16 protein-coding genes are annotated in these 16,252 nt (G+C 73.0%); 7 read left to right on the top strand and 9 right to left on the bottom strand.

Annotated features, from left to right (window positions below; all coding sequences use genetic code 11):
- The first annotated feature begins 199 nt into the window (after window positions 1–199).
- On the top strand, window positions 200–1,735 hold the full coding sequence (locus tag ACZ7HT_RS12210; protein ID WP_471163552.1) for a glycosyl hydrolase family 18 protein: 1,536 nt from the start codon (window positions 200–202) through the stop codon (window positions 1,733–1,735).
- A 56-nt stretch (window positions 1,736–1,791) separates the two neighbouring features.
- Here the strand turns inward: ACZ7HT_RS12210 and ACZ7HT_RS12205 are convergent, their stop codons facing one another.
- A complete protein-coding gene (locus ACZ7HT_RS12205) occupies window positions 1,792–2,160 on the bottom strand; it encodes a hypothetical protein (protein WP_471163549.1) in 369 nt (122 codons plus the stop codon).
- A gap of 151 nt (window positions 2,161–2,311) precedes the next feature.
- Window positions 2,312–3,037: a PIG-L deacetylase family protein gene (locus tag ACZ7HT_RS12200; RefSeq protein WP_471163546.1), complete on the bottom strand. Its 726-nt coding sequence runs from the start codon at window positions 3,035–3,037 to the stop codon at window positions 2,312–2,314.
- Between the two features lie 141 nt (window positions 3,038–3,178).
- Here ACZ7HT_RS12200 and asnB point away from each other — a divergent pair, with 141 nt between their 5' ends.
- The 6 genes from asnB (at window position 3,179) to ACZ7HT_RS12170 (ending at window position 10,185) form a co-directional block, all read left to right on the top strand.
- Window positions 3,179–4,978, top strand: a complete 1,800-nt coding sequence (asnB, locus tag ACZ7HT_RS12195; RefSeq protein ID WP_471163543.1) for an asparagine synthase (glutamine-hydrolyzing) — start codon at window positions 3,179–3,181, stop codon at window positions 4,976–4,978.
- Window positions 4,968–5,858, top strand: a complete 891-nt coding sequence (locus ACZ7HT_RS12190; RefSeq protein ID WP_471163539.1) for a 2-methylaconitate cis-trans isomerase PrpF family protein — start codon at window positions 4,968–4,970, stop codon at window positions 5,856–5,858. The genes asnB and ACZ7HT_RS12190 overlap by 11 nt, the downstream gene beginning before the upstream one ends.
- Before the next feature lie 99 nt (window positions 5,859–5,957).
- The gene (locus ACZ7HT_RS12185) at window positions 5,958–6,704 is read left to right on the top strand and encodes an SDR family oxidoreductase (RefSeq protein ID WP_471163536.1); all 747 of its coding nucleotides are present in this window, start codon (window positions 5,958–5,960) and stop codon (window positions 6,702–6,704) included.
- Window positions 6,705–6,742: 38 nt separating this feature from the next.
- Window positions 6,743–8,308: a class I tRNA ligase family protein gene (locus ACZ7HT_RS12180; RefSeq protein WP_471163533.1), complete on the top strand. Its 1,566-nt coding sequence runs from the start codon at window positions 6,743–6,745 to the stop codon at window positions 8,306–8,308.
- A 175-nt stretch (window positions 8,309–8,483) separates the two neighbouring features.
- Complete coding sequence (gene mshA / locus ACZ7HT_RS12175; protein ID WP_471164046.1) at window positions 8,484–9,764, top strand: D-inositol-3-phosphate glycosyltransferase; 1,281 nt, start codon at window positions 8,484–8,486, stop codon at window positions 9,762–9,764.
- 217 nt (window positions 9,765–9,981) lie between these two features.
- Window positions 9,982–10,185, top strand: a complete 204-nt coding sequence (locus tag ACZ7HT_RS12170; protein ID WP_471163531.1) for a hypothetical protein — start codon at window positions 9,982–9,984, stop codon at window positions 10,183–10,185.
- A gap of 137 nt (window positions 10,186–10,322) precedes the next feature.
- Here the strand turns inward: ACZ7HT_RS12170 and ACZ7HT_RS12165 are convergent, their stop codons facing one another.
- The 7 genes from ACZ7HT_RS12165 to ACZ7HT_RS12135 form a co-directional block, all read right to left on the bottom strand.
- A complete protein-coding gene (locus ACZ7HT_RS12165) occupies window positions 10,323–11,375 on the bottom strand; it encodes a helix-turn-helix transcriptional regulator (RefSeq protein ID WP_471163528.1) in 1,053 nt (350 codons plus the stop codon).
- A 152-nt stretch (window positions 11,376–11,527) separates the two neighbouring features.
- On the bottom strand, window positions 11,528–12,571 hold the full coding sequence (locus tag ACZ7HT_RS12160) for a LuxR C-terminal-related transcriptional regulator (RefSeq protein WP_471163524.1): 1,044 nt from the start codon (window positions 12,569–12,571) through the stop codon (window positions 11,528–11,530).
- 164 nt (window positions 12,572–12,735) lie between these two features.
- Window positions 12,736–13,176: a Fur family transcriptional regulator gene (locus ACZ7HT_RS12155; protein ID WP_471163521.1), complete on the bottom strand. Its 441-nt coding sequence runs from the start codon at window positions 13,174–13,176 to the stop codon at window positions 12,736–12,738.
- A gap of 113 nt (window positions 13,177–13,289) precedes the next feature.
- A complete protein-coding gene (locus tag ACZ7HT_RS12150) occupies window positions 13,290–14,180 on the bottom strand; it encodes an SAM-dependent methyltransferase (RefSeq protein WP_471163518.1) in 891 nt (296 codons plus the stop codon).
- Window positions 14,181–14,337: 157 nt separating this feature from the next.
- Window positions 14,338–14,820 carry a GNAT family N-acetyltransferase gene (locus ACZ7HT_RS12145; RefSeq protein ID WP_471163515.1) on the bottom strand — a complete coding sequence of 161 codons (483 nt, stop codon included), beginning with the start codon at window positions 14,818–14,820 and terminating at the stop codon, window positions 14,338–14,340.
- A 123-nt stretch (window positions 14,821–14,943) separates the two neighbouring features.
- Window positions 14,944–15,855 (bottom strand): M56 family metallopeptidase, encoded by a 912-nt coding sequence (locus ACZ7HT_RS12140; protein WP_471163512.1) that lies wholly within the window; start codon window positions 15,853–15,855, stop codon window positions 14,944–14,946.
- A complete protein-coding gene (locus ACZ7HT_RS12135) occupies window positions 15,852–16,247 on the bottom strand; it encodes a BlaI/MecI/CopY family transcriptional regulator (RefSeq protein WP_471163510.1) in 396 nt (131 codons plus the stop codon). Before ACZ7HT_RS12135 ends, ACZ7HT_RS12140 begins: the two co-directional genes overlap by 4 nt.
- Window positions 16,248–16,252 lie beyond the last annotated feature (5 nt).

The raw sequence follows: 16,252 nt of genomic DNA, 5'->3' as shown, positions 1-16,252 counted from the left end.
CGTACCGAACCCTGAAATTGGTCTAGTCCAAGTTTGGTCCAGGCCATTGACGTGGTCATGGTCGCGGGGGTTTCGTCGTATCCCAACAGGTGTGCGTGACAACGGCGTTGGCGCACCCGGCATCCCGGCATCCCCGGTATCCCGGTATCCCGGTATCCCCCTATTCCCGCCCCCCCACAGTCATTGGATAGCGATAGCCATGAGACGACGCGTACGTTCGCTCCGCTCGGCCCTCACCGCCGCCGTGACCGCCGTGGCCGCCCTCGGGCTCGCCGCCGTCGCCGCCGCTCCCGCGCAGGCCGACGCGCAGGCCGCGACCCCGCTCCCCGCCCGGGTCTTCGCCCCCTACTTCGAGTCCTGGACCGGGGAGAGCCCGGCCGCCCTCAGCGCGCAGTCGGGGGCCAAGCACCTGACGATGGCGTTCCTCCAGACCGCGACGAAGGGCTCCTGCACCGCGTACTGGAACGGCGACACCGGCCTCCCGGTCGCCCAGTCCTCCTTCGGCGCCGACATCGCGACCATGCGGTCCCGCGGCGGCGACGTCATCCCCTCCCTCGGCGGCTACACGGCCGACACCACCGGCACCGAGATCGCCGACAGCTGCACCGACGTCAACCAGATCGCCGCCGTGTACGAGAAGGTCATCACGACCTACGACGTCACCCGGCTCGACATGGACATCGAGGTCGACTCCCTCGACAACACGGCGGGCATCGACCGCCGCAACAAGGCCATCAAGCTCGTCCAGGACTGGGCCGCCGCCAACGGCCGCCAGATCCAGATCTCGTACACCCTGCCGACGACCACCCACGGCCTCGCCGCCAGCGGGCTCGCGGTGCTCAAGAACGCCGTGACGAACGGCGCGAAGGTCGACGTCGTCAACATGATGACCTTCGACTACTACGACAACGCGGCGCACGACATGGCCGCGGACACCAAGACGTCCGCCCAGGGCCTCTACGACCAGCTCGCCAAGCTCTACCCGACGAAGACGGCCGCGCAGCTCTGGGGCATGGTCGGCATCATCGAGATGATCGGCGTCGACGACTTCGGCCCGGCCGAGACGTTCACCCTCGCCAACGCCCGTACGGTCTACGACTGGGCGGTCTCCAAGGGCATCAACACCCTCTCGTTCTGGGCGCTCCAGCGTGACAACGGCAGCTGTGCGGGCGGCGCCGCGGCCGACGGCTGCTCGGGCATCCAGCAGAACACCTGGGACTTCTCGCACATCTTCGCCCCCTTCACCAGCGGGACGACGGCCCCGGCCGACGACTTCTCGGTGACGACCTCCCCGGCCGCCGCCACCGTCACGGCGGGCGGCTCCACCTCCGCGACCGTGAACACCGCGGTCACCTCGGGTGCGGCACAGACGGTGAACCTCACGGTCAGCGGCCTGCCCGCCGGCGTCACCGCCACGGTCAGCCCCGCCTCGGTGACGGCCGGCGGCTCCGCGACCCTCACCGTGAACACCACGGCGGCCACGGTCTCCGGCACCTACCAGATCGTCGTCAACGCGGCGAGCCCCTCGGCCGGTCACGCGGCGGTCCTCTCCCTGACCGTCACCGGCGGCGCCCCCCAGTGCACGGCGGCCCCGTGGGCGTCCTCGCAGGTGTACACCGGCGGCCAGCAGGTCTCGCACAAGGGTCACACCTGGAAGGCCAAGTGGTGGACCCTGGGCGAGGAGCCGGGCACCACGGGCGAGTGGGGGGTGTGGCAGGACCTCGGCGCCTGCTGAACCTTCGGCGTCGAACCGGGGCCCGCCGCGTGGAGGCGGGCCCCGGTTCCGTGCGGTCAGGAGACGCGCTTGAGGGTCCAGGCGTTGTTGTTGAAGCCGGAGTTGGGCCACGCGACGCAGGAGCTGCTGTAGTAGGAGCTGGTCGCGGTCCAGCCGGCGGGGTAGTACGTGGACCCGCAGGCCTGGACGACGGTACCTATGGGCAGGCCGGTGAGCTGCTTGATCTGCTTGATGTTCGGGTCGAAGTTCTGGGTGCCGCAGCTGGCGCTGTAACCCCAGCTGACGTCGACGTAGCCGTACGGGGTGGCCGAGCTCGCGCACGTGGTCGTCACGTCACCGGGGGCCGCCTGGGCGGGCGCGGTGCTGAGGGCGAACATCGCGGCGGCGCCGGCGAGGGCCATGGTGGTGGTGCGGAAGCGGGTCACGGTGGGCTCCTTGGATCCGGAAACGGCCAATGGCGTCTGGCATATGGCAGCCCTGTTTCTACGGCGTGTACGCGTGACGTAACAGCCTGTTTCGAGTCCGTTGGGATCAGGCCACGCCGACGGCGGCGCCACCGGCGCCCGGTTCGGTGGCTCAGTCGATGTGCACGATCTGGAAGGCCTCCGCCATCCGGCCCGGGGGCAGGCCGCCCGCCGTGGCGTGTTCGCCGAGCCAGTCGCGCAGGAGGCCCGCCAGGTCGTCGAAGTGGGCCGTCTGCGAGGTGTGGATGCGCAGGGCCTCGACCTTGCGGTCGAAGACGGAGGTGACGTCGACGTACTGGTTCGGGGTGGGGCCGGTCATCAGCCACAGCTCGTGGACGGTCCACGGCTCCAGGCCCTCCTCCTTGAGGAGCTCCGCGTGGGCGAAGGGGTTGCGGGCCTCGGGGTAGACGGCGCGCAGGCAGGCGTCCCCGACCGCGCGGTGGTCGGGGTGGAGGTCGGCGACCCGCGCCCAGTTGATCTCGGGGGAGGGGACGATCGCGCGCTGCGGCCGTACTTCGCGGATGACCCGGCACAGATCGCGGCGGAGCTCCACGGAGGCCTCCACGAAGCTGTCGGGGTAGCCGAGGAAGCGGACGTCGGCGACGCCGCTGAGCTTGGCCGAGTGGACCTGTTCGGCGCGGCGCAGGTCCGCCATGGCCTGGCGGGGGAGCGCTTCGTCGTAACCGCCCGCGCCGCCGTCGGTGACGATGCAGTACGTGACGCGGGTGCCGCGCTCGATCCACTGCATGACGGTGCCGCTGACGCAGAACTCGATGTCGTCCGGGTGCGCGGCCACGACCAGCAGGGACTCGGGGGCCGTCCGGTTGAAGTCCTCCATGGGGCCAGCCTGTTGGGGCGGCAGGGGCGTCGCAAGGCCAACTCGTGGCGTGAACAGGACATGGCACTTACGCGCCATTCAAAAACTTGGTAGATTCAAATCATTGGGTAATCCGGGTGACGTGCTTGGAGGGTGACCGGTATGTGCAGGATCCTCGGCTCCTTCGCCGCCGGGGCGGACCGCCCCGAGCAGGCCCAGCTCGCGGCGGTCTCCGCCCGCCAACGCCACGGCGGCCCCGACGAGCACCAGGTGCTCACCGGGCCCGGCTGGTCGCTCGGCTGCGACCGGCTCGCCGTGACCGACCCCTGCGGAGGCCAGCAGCCCTACCGGCTGCCCCACCTGCCCGGCATCCTCGCCGTCCTCAACGGCGAGATCTACAACCACGCCGATCTCCGCCGCACCCTCGCCGCCCGCGGCCACCGCTTCCCCGACCGCTGCGACGGCACCGTGCTCCCCGCGCTCTACGCCGAGTACGGGCCCGCCTTCGCCGAACACCTCGACGGCATGTTCGCCGTCGCCGTCCTCGACCTGCGGCCCGGCTCCACCCGACTCGTCCTCGCCGTCGACGACATGGGCATGAAACCGCTCCACCTGCACCACGACCCGTACGACGGCTCCACCCGCTTCGCCTCCGAGATCCCCGCGCTCCTCGCCTTCGAAGGGGTACGGATCTCCCCCCGCGAGGACGCCCTCGACACCGTCCTCGCCACCCGCACCTCCTTCTCCACCCACACCGCGCTCGACGGCGTCGACGTCCTGCCGCCCGGCGCCACCGCGCTCGTACGGCCCGGGTGCGCGCCCGTCGTGCGCAGGAGGGGCCCGTACCGGGCGACCCCCCTCGGTGACACCCAGGACGTCCTGCGCCACGAGGTGCGCCGGCTCGCCCAGGCCGAGGTGCCCGTCTGCGCGGTCACCAGCGGCGGGCTCGACTCCGGGCTCGTCACCGCGCTCGCCGCGGAACACGCCCGCGAGACCGACGCGCCGCCGCTGCACACCTTCCACCTCACCTACCGGGGCCGCTGGCCCGACTCCGAGGCCCCGTACGCCCGTTCCGTCGCCCGGCGCGCCCGGACCGTCCACCACGAGGTCGCCGTCGACCCCGACGAACTCGGCTCCCTCCTCACCCGGACCGTCCGCCACCTCGGCCAGCCCAACGCCGACCCCATCACCCTCTCCACCTACGCCCTCTTCCGCGCCGTCCGCGAGAACGGCTTCACCGTCGCCCTCGCAGGGGACGGCGCCGACGAACTCTTCGGCGGGTACGACCGGATGCGGGCCGCCCTGACGGCGGGACCGGACTGGGCCGCCGCCTACACGGACGCGCTGTCGGCGGCGCCGAGGCTGCTGCGGGAGCACCTCTACACGTCCCAGTACCGCGCGTTCATCGCCGACCAGGGGTCCGCCGCCGACCGCATCGAGCAGGAGCTGCGCTCGGCGGAGGCCGTCGGCGCGGACCGGCTCACCGCGATGACCGCGTTCGAGACGCGGTGGCGGCTCCCCGCGTACCACCTGCGGCGCCTGGACCACCTCTCGATGGCGTGGGCGGTGGAGGCGCGGCTGCCGTTCTGCCAGCCGTCGGTCGTCACGCACGCGCGCTCCCTGCCGGTGGGCGCGCGGACGGGCAAGCGGGCGCTGTACGAGGCGGGCGCGGAGCTGCTGCCTGCGTCCGTCCTCCGGCGCCCGAAGCAGCCCTTCACGCTCCCGGTCGCGGCGATGCTGGCCCCGGGCGGGCCCCTGCTCGACCTGGTCCGCGAGATGCTGTCCCCGGCGCGGCTGGTCCTCGGGGGGAAGATCCGCGCGGACCGCGCGGCGAAACTCCTGGCCCGGCACCTGGAGCACCCCACGCCCCAGGCGGCCCTGACGCTCTGGTCCCTCGCCGTCCACGAGCTCTGGACGGAGGTCGTCCAGGGCATGCGAATCCCGGTGGGCTGTGCGGCCTGAATCCCCGGGACCCCACCGTCCCGAACCCGCCGTCGCCGGGGTCACCGTCGTCCGGGCCCTCGACGCGCCCGGGCCCACCCTCGTCGTGCCCCTCGACCAGCTCCCCGCCGGCGTCCTCGCGTTGGGCGGCGAGCTGGCGCAACTGCGCCACGCCCTCGCCGCCACCCCCTACGCCCGCATCGCCAAGATCGCCCTCTACGACCCCGTCTCCCTCCGCTACCGCTTCGTCCAGGCCCTCCCCGACGGCCGTTTCGACTTCCGGGCCGGGTGCGGGCACTCCCTCCTCGCCTGTGTCGTCGCCGACGGGAGACGACAGCCCGTCACCGTGCGGGCCGTGACCACCGGCGACACCGTGCTCTGTGAGCCGTACGGCGACACGTACACGCTCAGCTTCCTCCGCGCTCCCACCGCACCCGGCACCCTCCCGACCGGCCGTCCCGTCGACCTTCTCGACGGCGTGCCCGTCTCGCTCGTGCGGTACGGCAATCCGTACGTGTTCGTCGACGCCCGGCACCTGCCGGAGGACGCCCCGTACGACCGGCTCCTCGCGCTCCGGGCGGAGGCCGCCCGTCTCCTCGGGCACCCACCGGACTCCGCCCTCCCCAAGATCGCCGCCTTCAGCGACGGCCCCGACGGGCTCTCCGTCCGCGCCCTCACCGTCGGCGGCTGGCACCCCCGGCTCGCGCTCACCGGGGCCGCCGCGCTCGCCGCCGCGGGGGCGATCGACGGGACCGTCGTGCCCGCCGTACAGGGGCCCGTCCGTACCCCCACCGGGATCGTCACCGTCTCCACCGCGCCCGACCGCGTCCGCGTCCACCACAAGCGCGCCGAGGTCCTCGGGACGCTCGAACTCCCCTGGCGTATCCACGCAACGGCGTGAACGCGCACCCCTCTCACCAGGACCGCAGCCCGATTCGTCTGCCACGCTGAAATGGACCGGCCATCGGTATCCGTGGCGAGATGGGGAGAGCGGACACACATGAAATTCGAGAATCTGCGTGTCGTCGTGACCGGGGCGTCCCGCTATTTCGGCCGCGCGCTCGCCGTCGGATTCGCGCATCTCGGCGCCGAGGTCTACGTGTCGGCGCGGACCGTCGAGGCCGCCGAGCGCACCCGTACCGAGGTCATGGGATCGGCCCGTGACCGTATCCACGCCTTCGGCTGCGACCTGAGCCGGCCCGCCGAGATCCGGGAGTTCGCGGCCCGGGTCGGCGAACGGACCGACCGGGTCGACCTGTTGGTCAACAACGGCGCCCGCTGGCTCGACGGCATGGACCTGGAGGCGGCCAGCGACGCCGAGATCGTGGAGACGATCGAGTCGACGGCCGGCGGCACCGTCCTCATGGTGAAGCACTTCCTGCCGCTGCTCCGGGGCTCGCTGCGGCCCGACATCGTGAACATGGTCGCCGTCCGCGACGCCGAGGGCGCCTCCGCCGCGACCGCCGGCGTCGCCCACGAGGCCTTCTGGGCGGCGAAGAGCGCCCAGGCGGGCTTCGCCGACATCCTGTCGCGCCGCCTGCGGCCCTCCGGGGTCCGCGTCTTCTCCCTCTTCCCGCCCGACTTCTCGACCTCGGACCCGCGCTTCGCGGAGTGGGACGGAGCGAACCCGGACGGAATGGCACCCGACGAGAAACTCACCACACAGGCCCTCTTCGAGTGCATCGTCTACGCCGTCGAGCAGCCCCGCGACTGCTTCATCCGCTCCTTCCACTTCGAGCCCCGCTGACCGCCCTGCGCCCCACGGCGCCCCGTCAAGGAGGTCCCATGAGCACCCCTGTCTGGATCACCGCGACCCCTCCCGCCACCCACGGCGAACTCCACATCGGCCACCTCGCAGGGCCGTACGTCGCCGCCGACGTCCTCACCCGCTATCTGCGCGCGGAGGGCGAGGCGATCCGGTTCACCACCGGCACCGCCGATCACGCGAGCTCCGTCGAGGTGCGGGCGCTGCGCCACCACCGCAAGCCGGAGGAGGTCGCGGAGGGCTACCGTGCCGCGATCACCGCCGACTGGCTGCGTGCGGGCGTGGAGTTCGACCACATCGTGCGCCCGCGCCGGGACAAGGGGTACGGGCGCTGGGTGCAGGACCTCTTCGCGAAGCTGTACGCGCAGGGCGTCATCGCGCCCCGGACCCGGCTGCTCCCGTACTGCGAGCCCTGCGGCCGCTGGCTGCACGGCGCGCACGCGACCGGCACGTGCCCGCACTGCGGCGCGGCCAGCGACGGCGGGATGTGCCACGAGTGCGCCCGGCCGAACGACGGCGGCGACCTGATCGCTGCGCGCTGCGCGCTCTGCGACACCCCGGCGGTCGCCCGCCGCTGCCGCCGCCTCTACGTGCCGCTGGAGCCGTTCCGCGACACGCTCGCCGACTACTGGGCGACGGCGGGCCTGCCGCCGCGGCTCGCGGCGCTGTGCGAGTCGCTCGTCGAGGACGGGCTGCCGGACATCGCCGTCGGCCAGCCCGGCGAGTGGGGCCTGCCGGTGCCCGTCGAGGGCTTCCCCGAGCACCGCATCGACGGCTGCTTCGAGGCCGCCGCGATGCACCTCTTCGGCTACGACGTGAAGGGGCCGCTGCCGCGCCGCGCGATCCACTTCTGCGGCTTCGGGCACGCCTTCTGCCATGCCGTGCTGCTGCCGGTGCTGCTCCTCGCGCAGGACGTCAAGCTGCCGCAGGACTTCAACGTCAACGAGTCGTACGTGATCGAGGAGGGCGTCCAGGAGGGCCACGTCTGGGCGCTCGACCTGCTCACCGAGTACGGCTCCGACACCCTGCGCCGGCACGTCCTCCAGGCCCGTCCGCTCGGGCGCCGCACGGTCTTCCGGCGGGAGCGGCTCGCCGCCGCCCGGCACGAGCTGGACGAGAACTGGAACAGCTGGCTGTCCCGGCTCTTCGCGGCCGTACGGGAGGAGTGCGGCGGCCTCGCCCCCCAGGCGCTGCCCGGCGGCACCGGCTGGGAGATCCTGGAGCGGCGGCTGCACCGGGGCGTGGACGACCTGCGCGAGGCGTACGGCCCCGACGCGTTCGACCCGCGCCGGGCGGTCGCGGTCCTGGACGAGATGGTCCGCTCGACGGCCGACTTCGGCCACGTCAACGCCCACGAGCGGTGCCGGCCCAGCACCTCCTGCCGTCATCTCCCGGCCCTCGCCGCCCAGTTGGCGGTGGCGTCGGCGCTGGCCGCCTGGTCGCGGCCGGTGATGCCGGAGGGCGCCGACCGGCTCGCGTCGGCGCTCCGGGTGGAGCCGGGGCGCCCGGTCGACTGGCAGGCCCTGACGGGGCCGCTGCCGGGGACCAGGCTGGCGCCGCCTTCGGGACCGGTCTTCGGGTTCTGAGCCTCGCCCGCCTCCGTACTACTAAGCAACTAAGTACTTTCTTAGGAAAGTTCGTCAGGAAGTTCGTCAGGAATCTTCGTCCCCTGCCGCGTGACCGTGCGCGCGAGCGACGCGCAGGGACACGTGGCCCCCCACCTCCCTCTCACAGGAGCCCCACGTGTCCCTGCGCGTCGCCATGCTCAGCGTCCACACCTCCCCGCTCCACCAGCCCGGGACGGGGGACGCCGGCGGCATGAACGTCTACATGGTCGAGCTCTCCCGCGCCCTCGCCGAACAGGGCGCGGAGGTCGACCTGTTCACCCGCTGCCGGGGCGAGGACGCGCCCCCGCTCGTCGAGCTCGCGCCGGGCGTGCGGGTCCGGCATCTGCACGCCGGTCCGCGCCGGGCGCTGCCCAAGGAGGCCATGCCCGACCTGGTGGTGCCGTTCTCGCTGGCCCTGCTCAAGGAGGAGCGGCGCTACGACCTGGTCCACTCGCACTACTGGCTCTCCGGGCAGGCGGGCCGGATCGCGCAGGTGGGCTGGCGGATACCGCTCGTGCACACCGCCCACACCCTGGCCCGGGTGAAGAACGCCTCGCTCGCCGAGGGCGACACCCCCGAGCCGGAGCTCCGCGTCCGGGGCGAGCACCTGGTGGTGGGCAGCGCGGACCGGCTGATCGCCAACACGGCCGACGAGGCGGAGGCGCTGCGTTCGCTGTACGGGGCGGAGGGGGCGCGGACCGAGGTCGTACGGCCCGGGGTCGACCTGCGGACCTTCCGTCCCGGGGACGGCCGGGCGGCGGCGCGGGCCCGGCTCGGGCTGCCGGCCGGGGCGTTCGTGCCGCTGTACGCCGGCCGCATCCAGCCCCTGAAGGGACCGGACGTCCTCGTGCGGGCGGTGGCCGAGCTGCTGCGGGAGGCGCCGGAGCTGCGCCGCCGGCTCCTGGTGCCGGTGGTGGGCGGGCATTCGGGCGCCACCGAGCGGGGCTCGGCCTGGCGCCTCGCGGAGGAGCTCGGGGTCACCGATGTGCTGCGGCCCTGCCCTCCCGTACCGCAGGAGAAGCTGGCGGACTGGTACCGGGCGGCGGACGTGCTCGTGGTGCCCTCGCGCAGCGAGTCCTTCGGTCTGGTGGCGGTGGAGGCGCAGGCGTGCGGGACGCCGGTGCTCGCGGCGGCGGTGGGCGGGCTGCCGACGGCGGTGTGGGACGGGGTGACGGGGATGCTCGTGCGGGGTCACGACCCGGTGGAGTACGCGCGCCGGCTGCGCTGGCTGGCGGCGCACCCGGAGGCGGTGGAGGCGATGGGGGCGGCGGCGGTGCGCCATGCGCGCGGGATGAGCTGGCGGGTGTCGGCCGGGCGGACCATCGAGGTGTACCAGGGGGCCCTGGAGCGGGGGATGGGGCAGGGGCGGCGGCACGCCCCTGCCCCGGCGGCCCCTCTCTCCTGGAGGAACGAGAAGGCCGTAGCACAAGTCTAGCATCTCTTTTGGTTCGACCAAAGGTATGGGGAGCTCTGGATGCCTCAATTCCGTTGCCCTGCTGGCGCATTGACGCATCCACGCCATGGCGGGTCCACGCACGAACTATCACTGGATTCGATACGGGGACCGGGACAGTATGGAGATGTCTTCAGGGAACGCCCGGCGGCACGGGCCCCCGGAAGACGGAATTCACATTCCAAGCCCTGGAGGAATCATGTCCGTTGCGCAGAACACCGGTATCCGCGAGACCGCCCGCCGGCTCATCGTCGCGATCGTTGCCTGTACGGCCGTCGCCGCCGGCGCAGCTGTCGCCGTCTCCGCCGACAGCACCCCGGTCACCCCCCACACCAACGCCGGTGTCAGCGGGAACGGCTGGCCGGTCCCGCCGGTCACCCCGACCCCCACCCCCACCAACTGAATCCCCACCAACTGAATCCATTACCAGGGATATTCAACGGGCAATTCCCCCGGGCGATCCCCCCCCACCGTGAGGCCCCGCAATCGCTGCCACGATTGTGGGGCCCCGCGCATTTCCCGTGAGCACCGCGGAAAGGGTCAGTCCAGCCAGCCGAGCCGCACCGCCCGCGCCCCCGCCTCGAAACGGCTCGTCGCCCCCAGCTCCTGCATCAGCTCCGAGATCATCCGGCTGACCGTCCGCAGCGACACCCCGAGCGTCCGCGCGATCCGCTCGTCCTTCATCCCCGAGGCCAGCATGTGCAGCGCGGCCCGCTGCTGCTCCGAAAGCCCGTCGCCGCCCGCCTCCGCCGCCATCTCGTTCCCGTACGGGGTCGCCGTGTGCCAGCAGTGCTCGTACAGGCTCAGATACGGCCGCACCAGCGCGCTGCCCCGCGCCAGGATCGCGCCCTCGCCCGGCTCGTCCGGCCGGATCGGTACCAGGGCGAACTGCTGGTCCGCGATGATCAGGTTCATCGGCACCACCGGCGCGAGCCGGATCTCCACCCCGAGCTCCGCCCGCTGCCCCAGGAACTTCTCCATCTGCGGGTCCGTGGCCTCCTGGCGCCCGTAGATGGCGCGCACCCGCACCCCGTTCGCCAGCTGCCGCCGGTCCCGGTCGAGCATCAGCTCCGGGTTCTGTCGGCCCGGCGTCCCCGGGTGCAGCGAGGCCGAACTCTCCTGCATCACATCGGTGATGTCCTCGATGGCCTGCTGGATCCTGCGGTAGTCGGTCAGCGCCTCGACGTGCGCCTCCGCCCGGGTCAGCGCCTCCGCCCGCAGATACGAGCCCGCCAGGACCTCCAGCGTGCTGTACGCCTCGTCCGCCTCGGCCAGGTGCTCCCGCAGCCGCTCCCGCTCCCGCTCCAGGAGCCGGAGCAGCGCGATCTCCGGATCGATCACCGCCACCGTGTCCGCCTCGGACCGCCAGCTGCCGTCCTGCACGGCGTCGACGGTGGCGTGCACCTGCCCCGTGGGCACGATCAGGCCCAGGGAGAGCAGTTCGCGACGACATCGCTCGTACTCCTCCGGCACGAGGCCGAGTTCCCTGCCGACCTCCTCGAAGTCCGAGACGCCCCGGCGGCGCAGCTCCTGGTACACGGCAAGCAGGACGCCGGTCGTGCCGTCCCCGATGCCGTCGCCCGCGGTGACCATGGCGAAGTGACCCCCTCATTCTCCGAGTCGCCCCGCCCCGCCCTGTCACCCGGCGCGGCGGGAGTCCGTCGTGCGCTTCCTCCGGCCCGCACGGCCCCCGGTGCCTGACCGGCGGGCCGTGCGCGTCCTCCATGACATCCGAACTCCTCGTACTAGGCCACGGGTTCCGGCCCCTCGCCGTCGAGCAGTCCGAGGCGTGCCGCCTTCACGCCGGCCTCGAAGCGGCTCGCCGCCCCCAGCTCCTGCATCACCTCGGAGAGCAGCCGGCTCACCGTCCGCAGCGAGACGCCGAGGCTGCGCGCGATCTGCTCGTCCTTGATGCCGGACGCGAGCATGTGCAGCGCCGCCCGCTGCTGGTCGGAGAGGCCGTCGCCGCCGGACTCCCCGGGCTCCTCGCCGTACCGGGAGGCCGCCTGCCAGCAGTACTCGTACAGCGCGAGGTACGAGCGGACCAGGCCGGGGCCGCGGGCCAGGATGGTGGGCGAGTCCGGGTCGTGCGGGTCCGTGGGCAGCAGGGCGAAGTTCTCGTCGGCGAGGACCATGTTCATCGGGACCACGGGGGAGAGCCGCAGCTCCACGCCGAGCGCCGCCCGGTCCTCCAGGTGCTGGGTCATCTCGGGCACGGTCCCGACCCGGCGGCTGTACATGGCGCGGACCCGCACCCCGCGGGCGGCCCGGGAGCGGTCCCGCTCCAGCTCGGCGGCCATGTCCTCGCGGCGTACGGACCCGGTGTGCATGACGTGGACGGCGGTCCGCACGGATTCCGTCAGCTCCGACAGCTCGCGCAGCACCCGCTGCGGGTCGGTGACGATCTCGACCTCGACCTCGGAGCGGGGCGCGGCCCCGGCCCGCAGGAACGGCCCGGCGAGGGCTTCGAGGGCGGTGTGCGCGCGGCTGGTCGCGGCGAGGCGGTCCTGGAGCCGGTCGCGCTCCCGGCGCAGCAGCCGCAGCAGGGCGACATCGGGGTCGACGACGGTGTGGGCGCCGGGCTCGGACGCGCCGGGTTCGGACGGGTCGGGGAGGGCGGTGAGGCCTAAGGAGACGAGTTCGCAGCGACATCGCTCCCGCTCCTCGGCGGAGAGCTCGAACCGGTCCGCGACCTCGTCGAAGCCGGCCTCGGGGCGGGCGCGTAATGCCTGGTAGACGGCGAGGGCCTGATCGCTCCCCGGCCGGGACACGGCGGCGTTTCTGGACACGGCGCAGCAGACTCCCCTCGGATCCGGTGGACCCTGTTGAATCGCCCCGCTAGACCCTGCCACAAAATCGAACGACACGCACGGAGTTGACCGTGGCCCAGCTGCCGGAGCGTACGGCGGTGACTGCGGCTCAGGCGGCGGGTGCGTACGGCGGTGACTGCGGCTCAGGCGGCGGGGTCGCTCGCCCGGCAGTCGGGGCACAGACCCCTGAAGACGATCTCGGCGTCGTCCACCCGCCACCGCGGCAGTGCGCCGCGGGGCGGCTCGGGCGCGGTCGCGGACACGTTCTCCACGCGGCCGCATCCGGTGCACAGGGCGTGCTGGTGGGGCGGCCCGGAGATCTCGAAGACCGCGGGCAGACCGGGGCGGTCGAACTTGCTGACCAGACCCGTCTCCTGGAAGTGCCGCAGCATCTCGTACACGGCCTGGCTGGTCAGCGTGCCGAGCCGCTCGCGGGCCGTCGTCGTGATCGCCTCGACGTCCAGATGGCCGCCGGCGGCGAGCACCGTGAGCACCTCCAGGCGCGGGCCCGTGACCCGCAGCCCGACATCGCGCAGGCGCTGGATCACCGCCTCGCGGCCCGTCAGCTCTTCCACGACTGCCATCTTCTCCGCCCGCCACCTGGTCGGCTCAAACTTTTGTGGGCATCGTACCTCTTGCTCGTCAACCTCGGCAGGTCCGTAATCGGTCAGTCGTCCGTCCTGCGCACGCGGAGGAGTCAGTCGTCCGCCCTGCACACCAGGAGCACCGACTCGGTCCTCTCGTCGATACGGTGCCGCCGCCGGCCCTCGATGTGCAGCCCTGCCGAGTGCAGCTCCGCCGCGAGCCGCTCGGGGTCGACGATCCACTTGTCGGTGGTCAGCACCACCCGCTCCGAGGAGACCTTGCCGGTCCTCGCCGCGTAGTACGTGATCCGCTCGCTCATCGACGGCAGGTCGAAGACCTGCCGGGCCACCACCCACTCGTCGATCCCGTCGAACCGCGGCACCTGGAAGGCCCAGGTCCGCCGCGGCTCCGCGATGAGACCCGGCAGCAGGTGCGCGGTGTAGTCGAGGGCGAGCGCCCCGCCCGACTCCAGATGGGCGGCGACCTCGCGCAGCAGCCCCGGCCGGCTGTCCGGCGGTACGGCGGTCACCATGGCGCCCGCGAGCAGCGCGAGCCGGTAGCTGCCCGCCAGCCGCAGCTCGGCGAGGTCGGCGCGGTGGGTGACGACGAGCCCGGCCACCTGCGGGCCGATCCGGCGGGCCCAGCCTTCGAGGCGCTCAAGGGCCGAGGCGTCCCGGTCCACGGCTTCCACGGCGAAGCCGTGCCGGGCGAACGGGACGGCGAGCCGCCCGGCGCCGGAGCCGAGGTCGAGGACGGGTCCGCCGGTGGAGCGGGCGAGGCTGAGGTAGCGGACGATGTCCGCGCTGTGCGGGCCGAGCAGGGCGTCGTGCAGCCAGACCGAGCCCTCGTCGGCGGGGGAGACCGATTCGAGCCCGGGGAGCGTGTCGGCGGCGACCCGGATGCCGGCGCAGGGCGCCGGGTCCCGGTCGAAGCCGTATCGGGACGGCAGGACCGGAGCGAGCGCTGCGGGCACGACGGGCAGGGAAGTGCTCGGTGTGTGCATCGCTCCTCCAGGGGCTCGCTCGGTCCATGCCGTCCGGACGAGGTACCCGTGCCGCCGGGCCCGCGCCGCTGAACCCATCCTGACCTGGGGAGCGAACCCCGATCCACCGGATCGGGCTGCGTGAACACGCGATGGCGTGGATCTGCCACGGGGGCGGTCAGGAGAGCGGCCGGCTCCAGCGGGTCGGAGCGAGGGCCGCGAAACCGAGGTGCGCGTAGAAGGGGAGCGCCGGATCGGGCGCCGCCGGGAGTTCCACGCGCTGCTCCCGGGCGCCGTAGTCACGCATCCGCTCGGTCGCGGCGGCGAGCAGGGCCGTACCGACGCCGGCGCGGCGCGAGCCGGGCTGCACCGCGAGGGCGTACACCTCGCCCTCGCCCGGGACCGGGACGCCGCCCGCGGCCACGCCGACGACCGTGCCCTCCGGGTCCGTGGCGACCAGCCAGCCGAGCCAGCCGGGAGCACCCCCCGGAATTTCAATTTCCGCGCGTATGCGGGGGAGTGCGCATTGGGCGGAGATCAGCCGCCGCATCGGGATTTCGTCCAGTATTCCGGCGTAGCTGCTCCGGATGATGTCGGCAAGCAGTCTGGATATCGTGGTCGCGTCGCCGGCCGCTGCCGTACGAACGCCGGCGAGCTGCATTGGTTGTGCACCCTTCGACGTGCCGAGTCCGAGCCCCAACGTACCCACAATAGCGGCGCATTCCGTGATCTGTGACCGATGCGAAATCTACGAATTCACTTAGTAAATAGCGGTGTTCGGGGATTACTGGGGGAACGAGCAGCAGGCGATCACCAGCGGCGCCATCGCCAGTCCCCCCGCCGCGATCGTCAACACCCCGTACAGCACGGGGTGTCCGGCGCTGTGCGGGGCGAGGATGCGCCGCATCCGCAGCGCCGCCGAGGGTCCGCCCGCGCCGAACGCGGACCGCGGCGCCCGCCCCGAGGCCAGCGCGTACAGCGCCGTCGCCAGCGCGTCCCGCGTGCACCGGCGCAACGCCCGGTCGTCCGCGGTCATTTCGAGCAGCAGGGGTACGGCGGACCCGCCGCGCCGCGCGAGCGGGAGGTGCGGGAAGACCGCCGCGAAGGCGTCCGCCGCCGCGACGAGCAGGTGGTGCCGCCCCGAGATGTGCGCCCGCTCGTGCGCGAGGGCCGCCCCGAGCTGGGCCGGGGTCAGGGCGTGCACCGCGCCCGAGGAGACGACGACCCGGCGCGAACGGCCCGGCAGGCAGTAGACGGCGGGCCGGTCGTCGTCGAGGACGGTGGCCCGCAGCGTCGCGTCGTACCGCCCGACGAGCCGCAGCACGCCCGCGTGCCGCGTCCGCATCCGCCGGGCGCGGGCGAGACGGCGTACGAACGCGGCGGTGGGCGCCGAGAGGACGAGGAGCGAGAGGGAGAACGCGAACCGCTCGCGCCCGTCGAGGTTCAGGAGCTGGTCGAGCGTGGGCGGCCGGAACGTGAACATCATGTCGCTCAGGCGGTGGCTCGCGGTGCCCGTCAGGACCAGCTGGGCGGGCAGCAGCGCGGCCCCCACCGCGAAGCCCGCGCCGCACGCGGCCCAGACGCCGAGCGCGAGCCGCGGCACCTGCTGGACCCAGCGGGCCCGGGCGAGCAGCCAGGGCACGAGGACACCGGTGACGAGCACGAGCCCGAGCGGGATGAGCAGGTGGTGGTTCACGCGTGACCTCCGGCCGGCGCGTCCGGGTGCGGGCCCCCGCCCCGGGCCGCGCGGAGGGCCGCGTCCAGGGCGGCCATGTCCTCGTCCGAGATGACCTCGACGAAGCGGAGGAGGGCGGCCGGGCGGTCCTGGCTGTCGCCGAGCGCGTCCCGCATCAGGCCCGCCGTGTACTCCTCGCGGCTGCGGACCGGCTCGTACAGCCAGGCCCGCCCGGACTTCTCGCGGCGGAGCCAGCCCTTGCGGTGCAGGATGTCCGCCACCGTCATCACCGTCGTATAGGCGACCCGGCGTCCCCGATTGATGTCGTCGACGATCTCGCGGACCGTGGCGGGCCGCTGCCACGCCCACAGCCGGTCCATGATCTCGGCCTCCAGCTCTCCCAGCCGGCGCACGTGCA

It is taken from the genome of Streptomyces sp. NPDC037410 (genome assembly GCF_055602235.1).
Note: the sequence above shows the minus strand (reverse complement) of the source record. Positions and strands in the feature narration are given on the sequence as shown.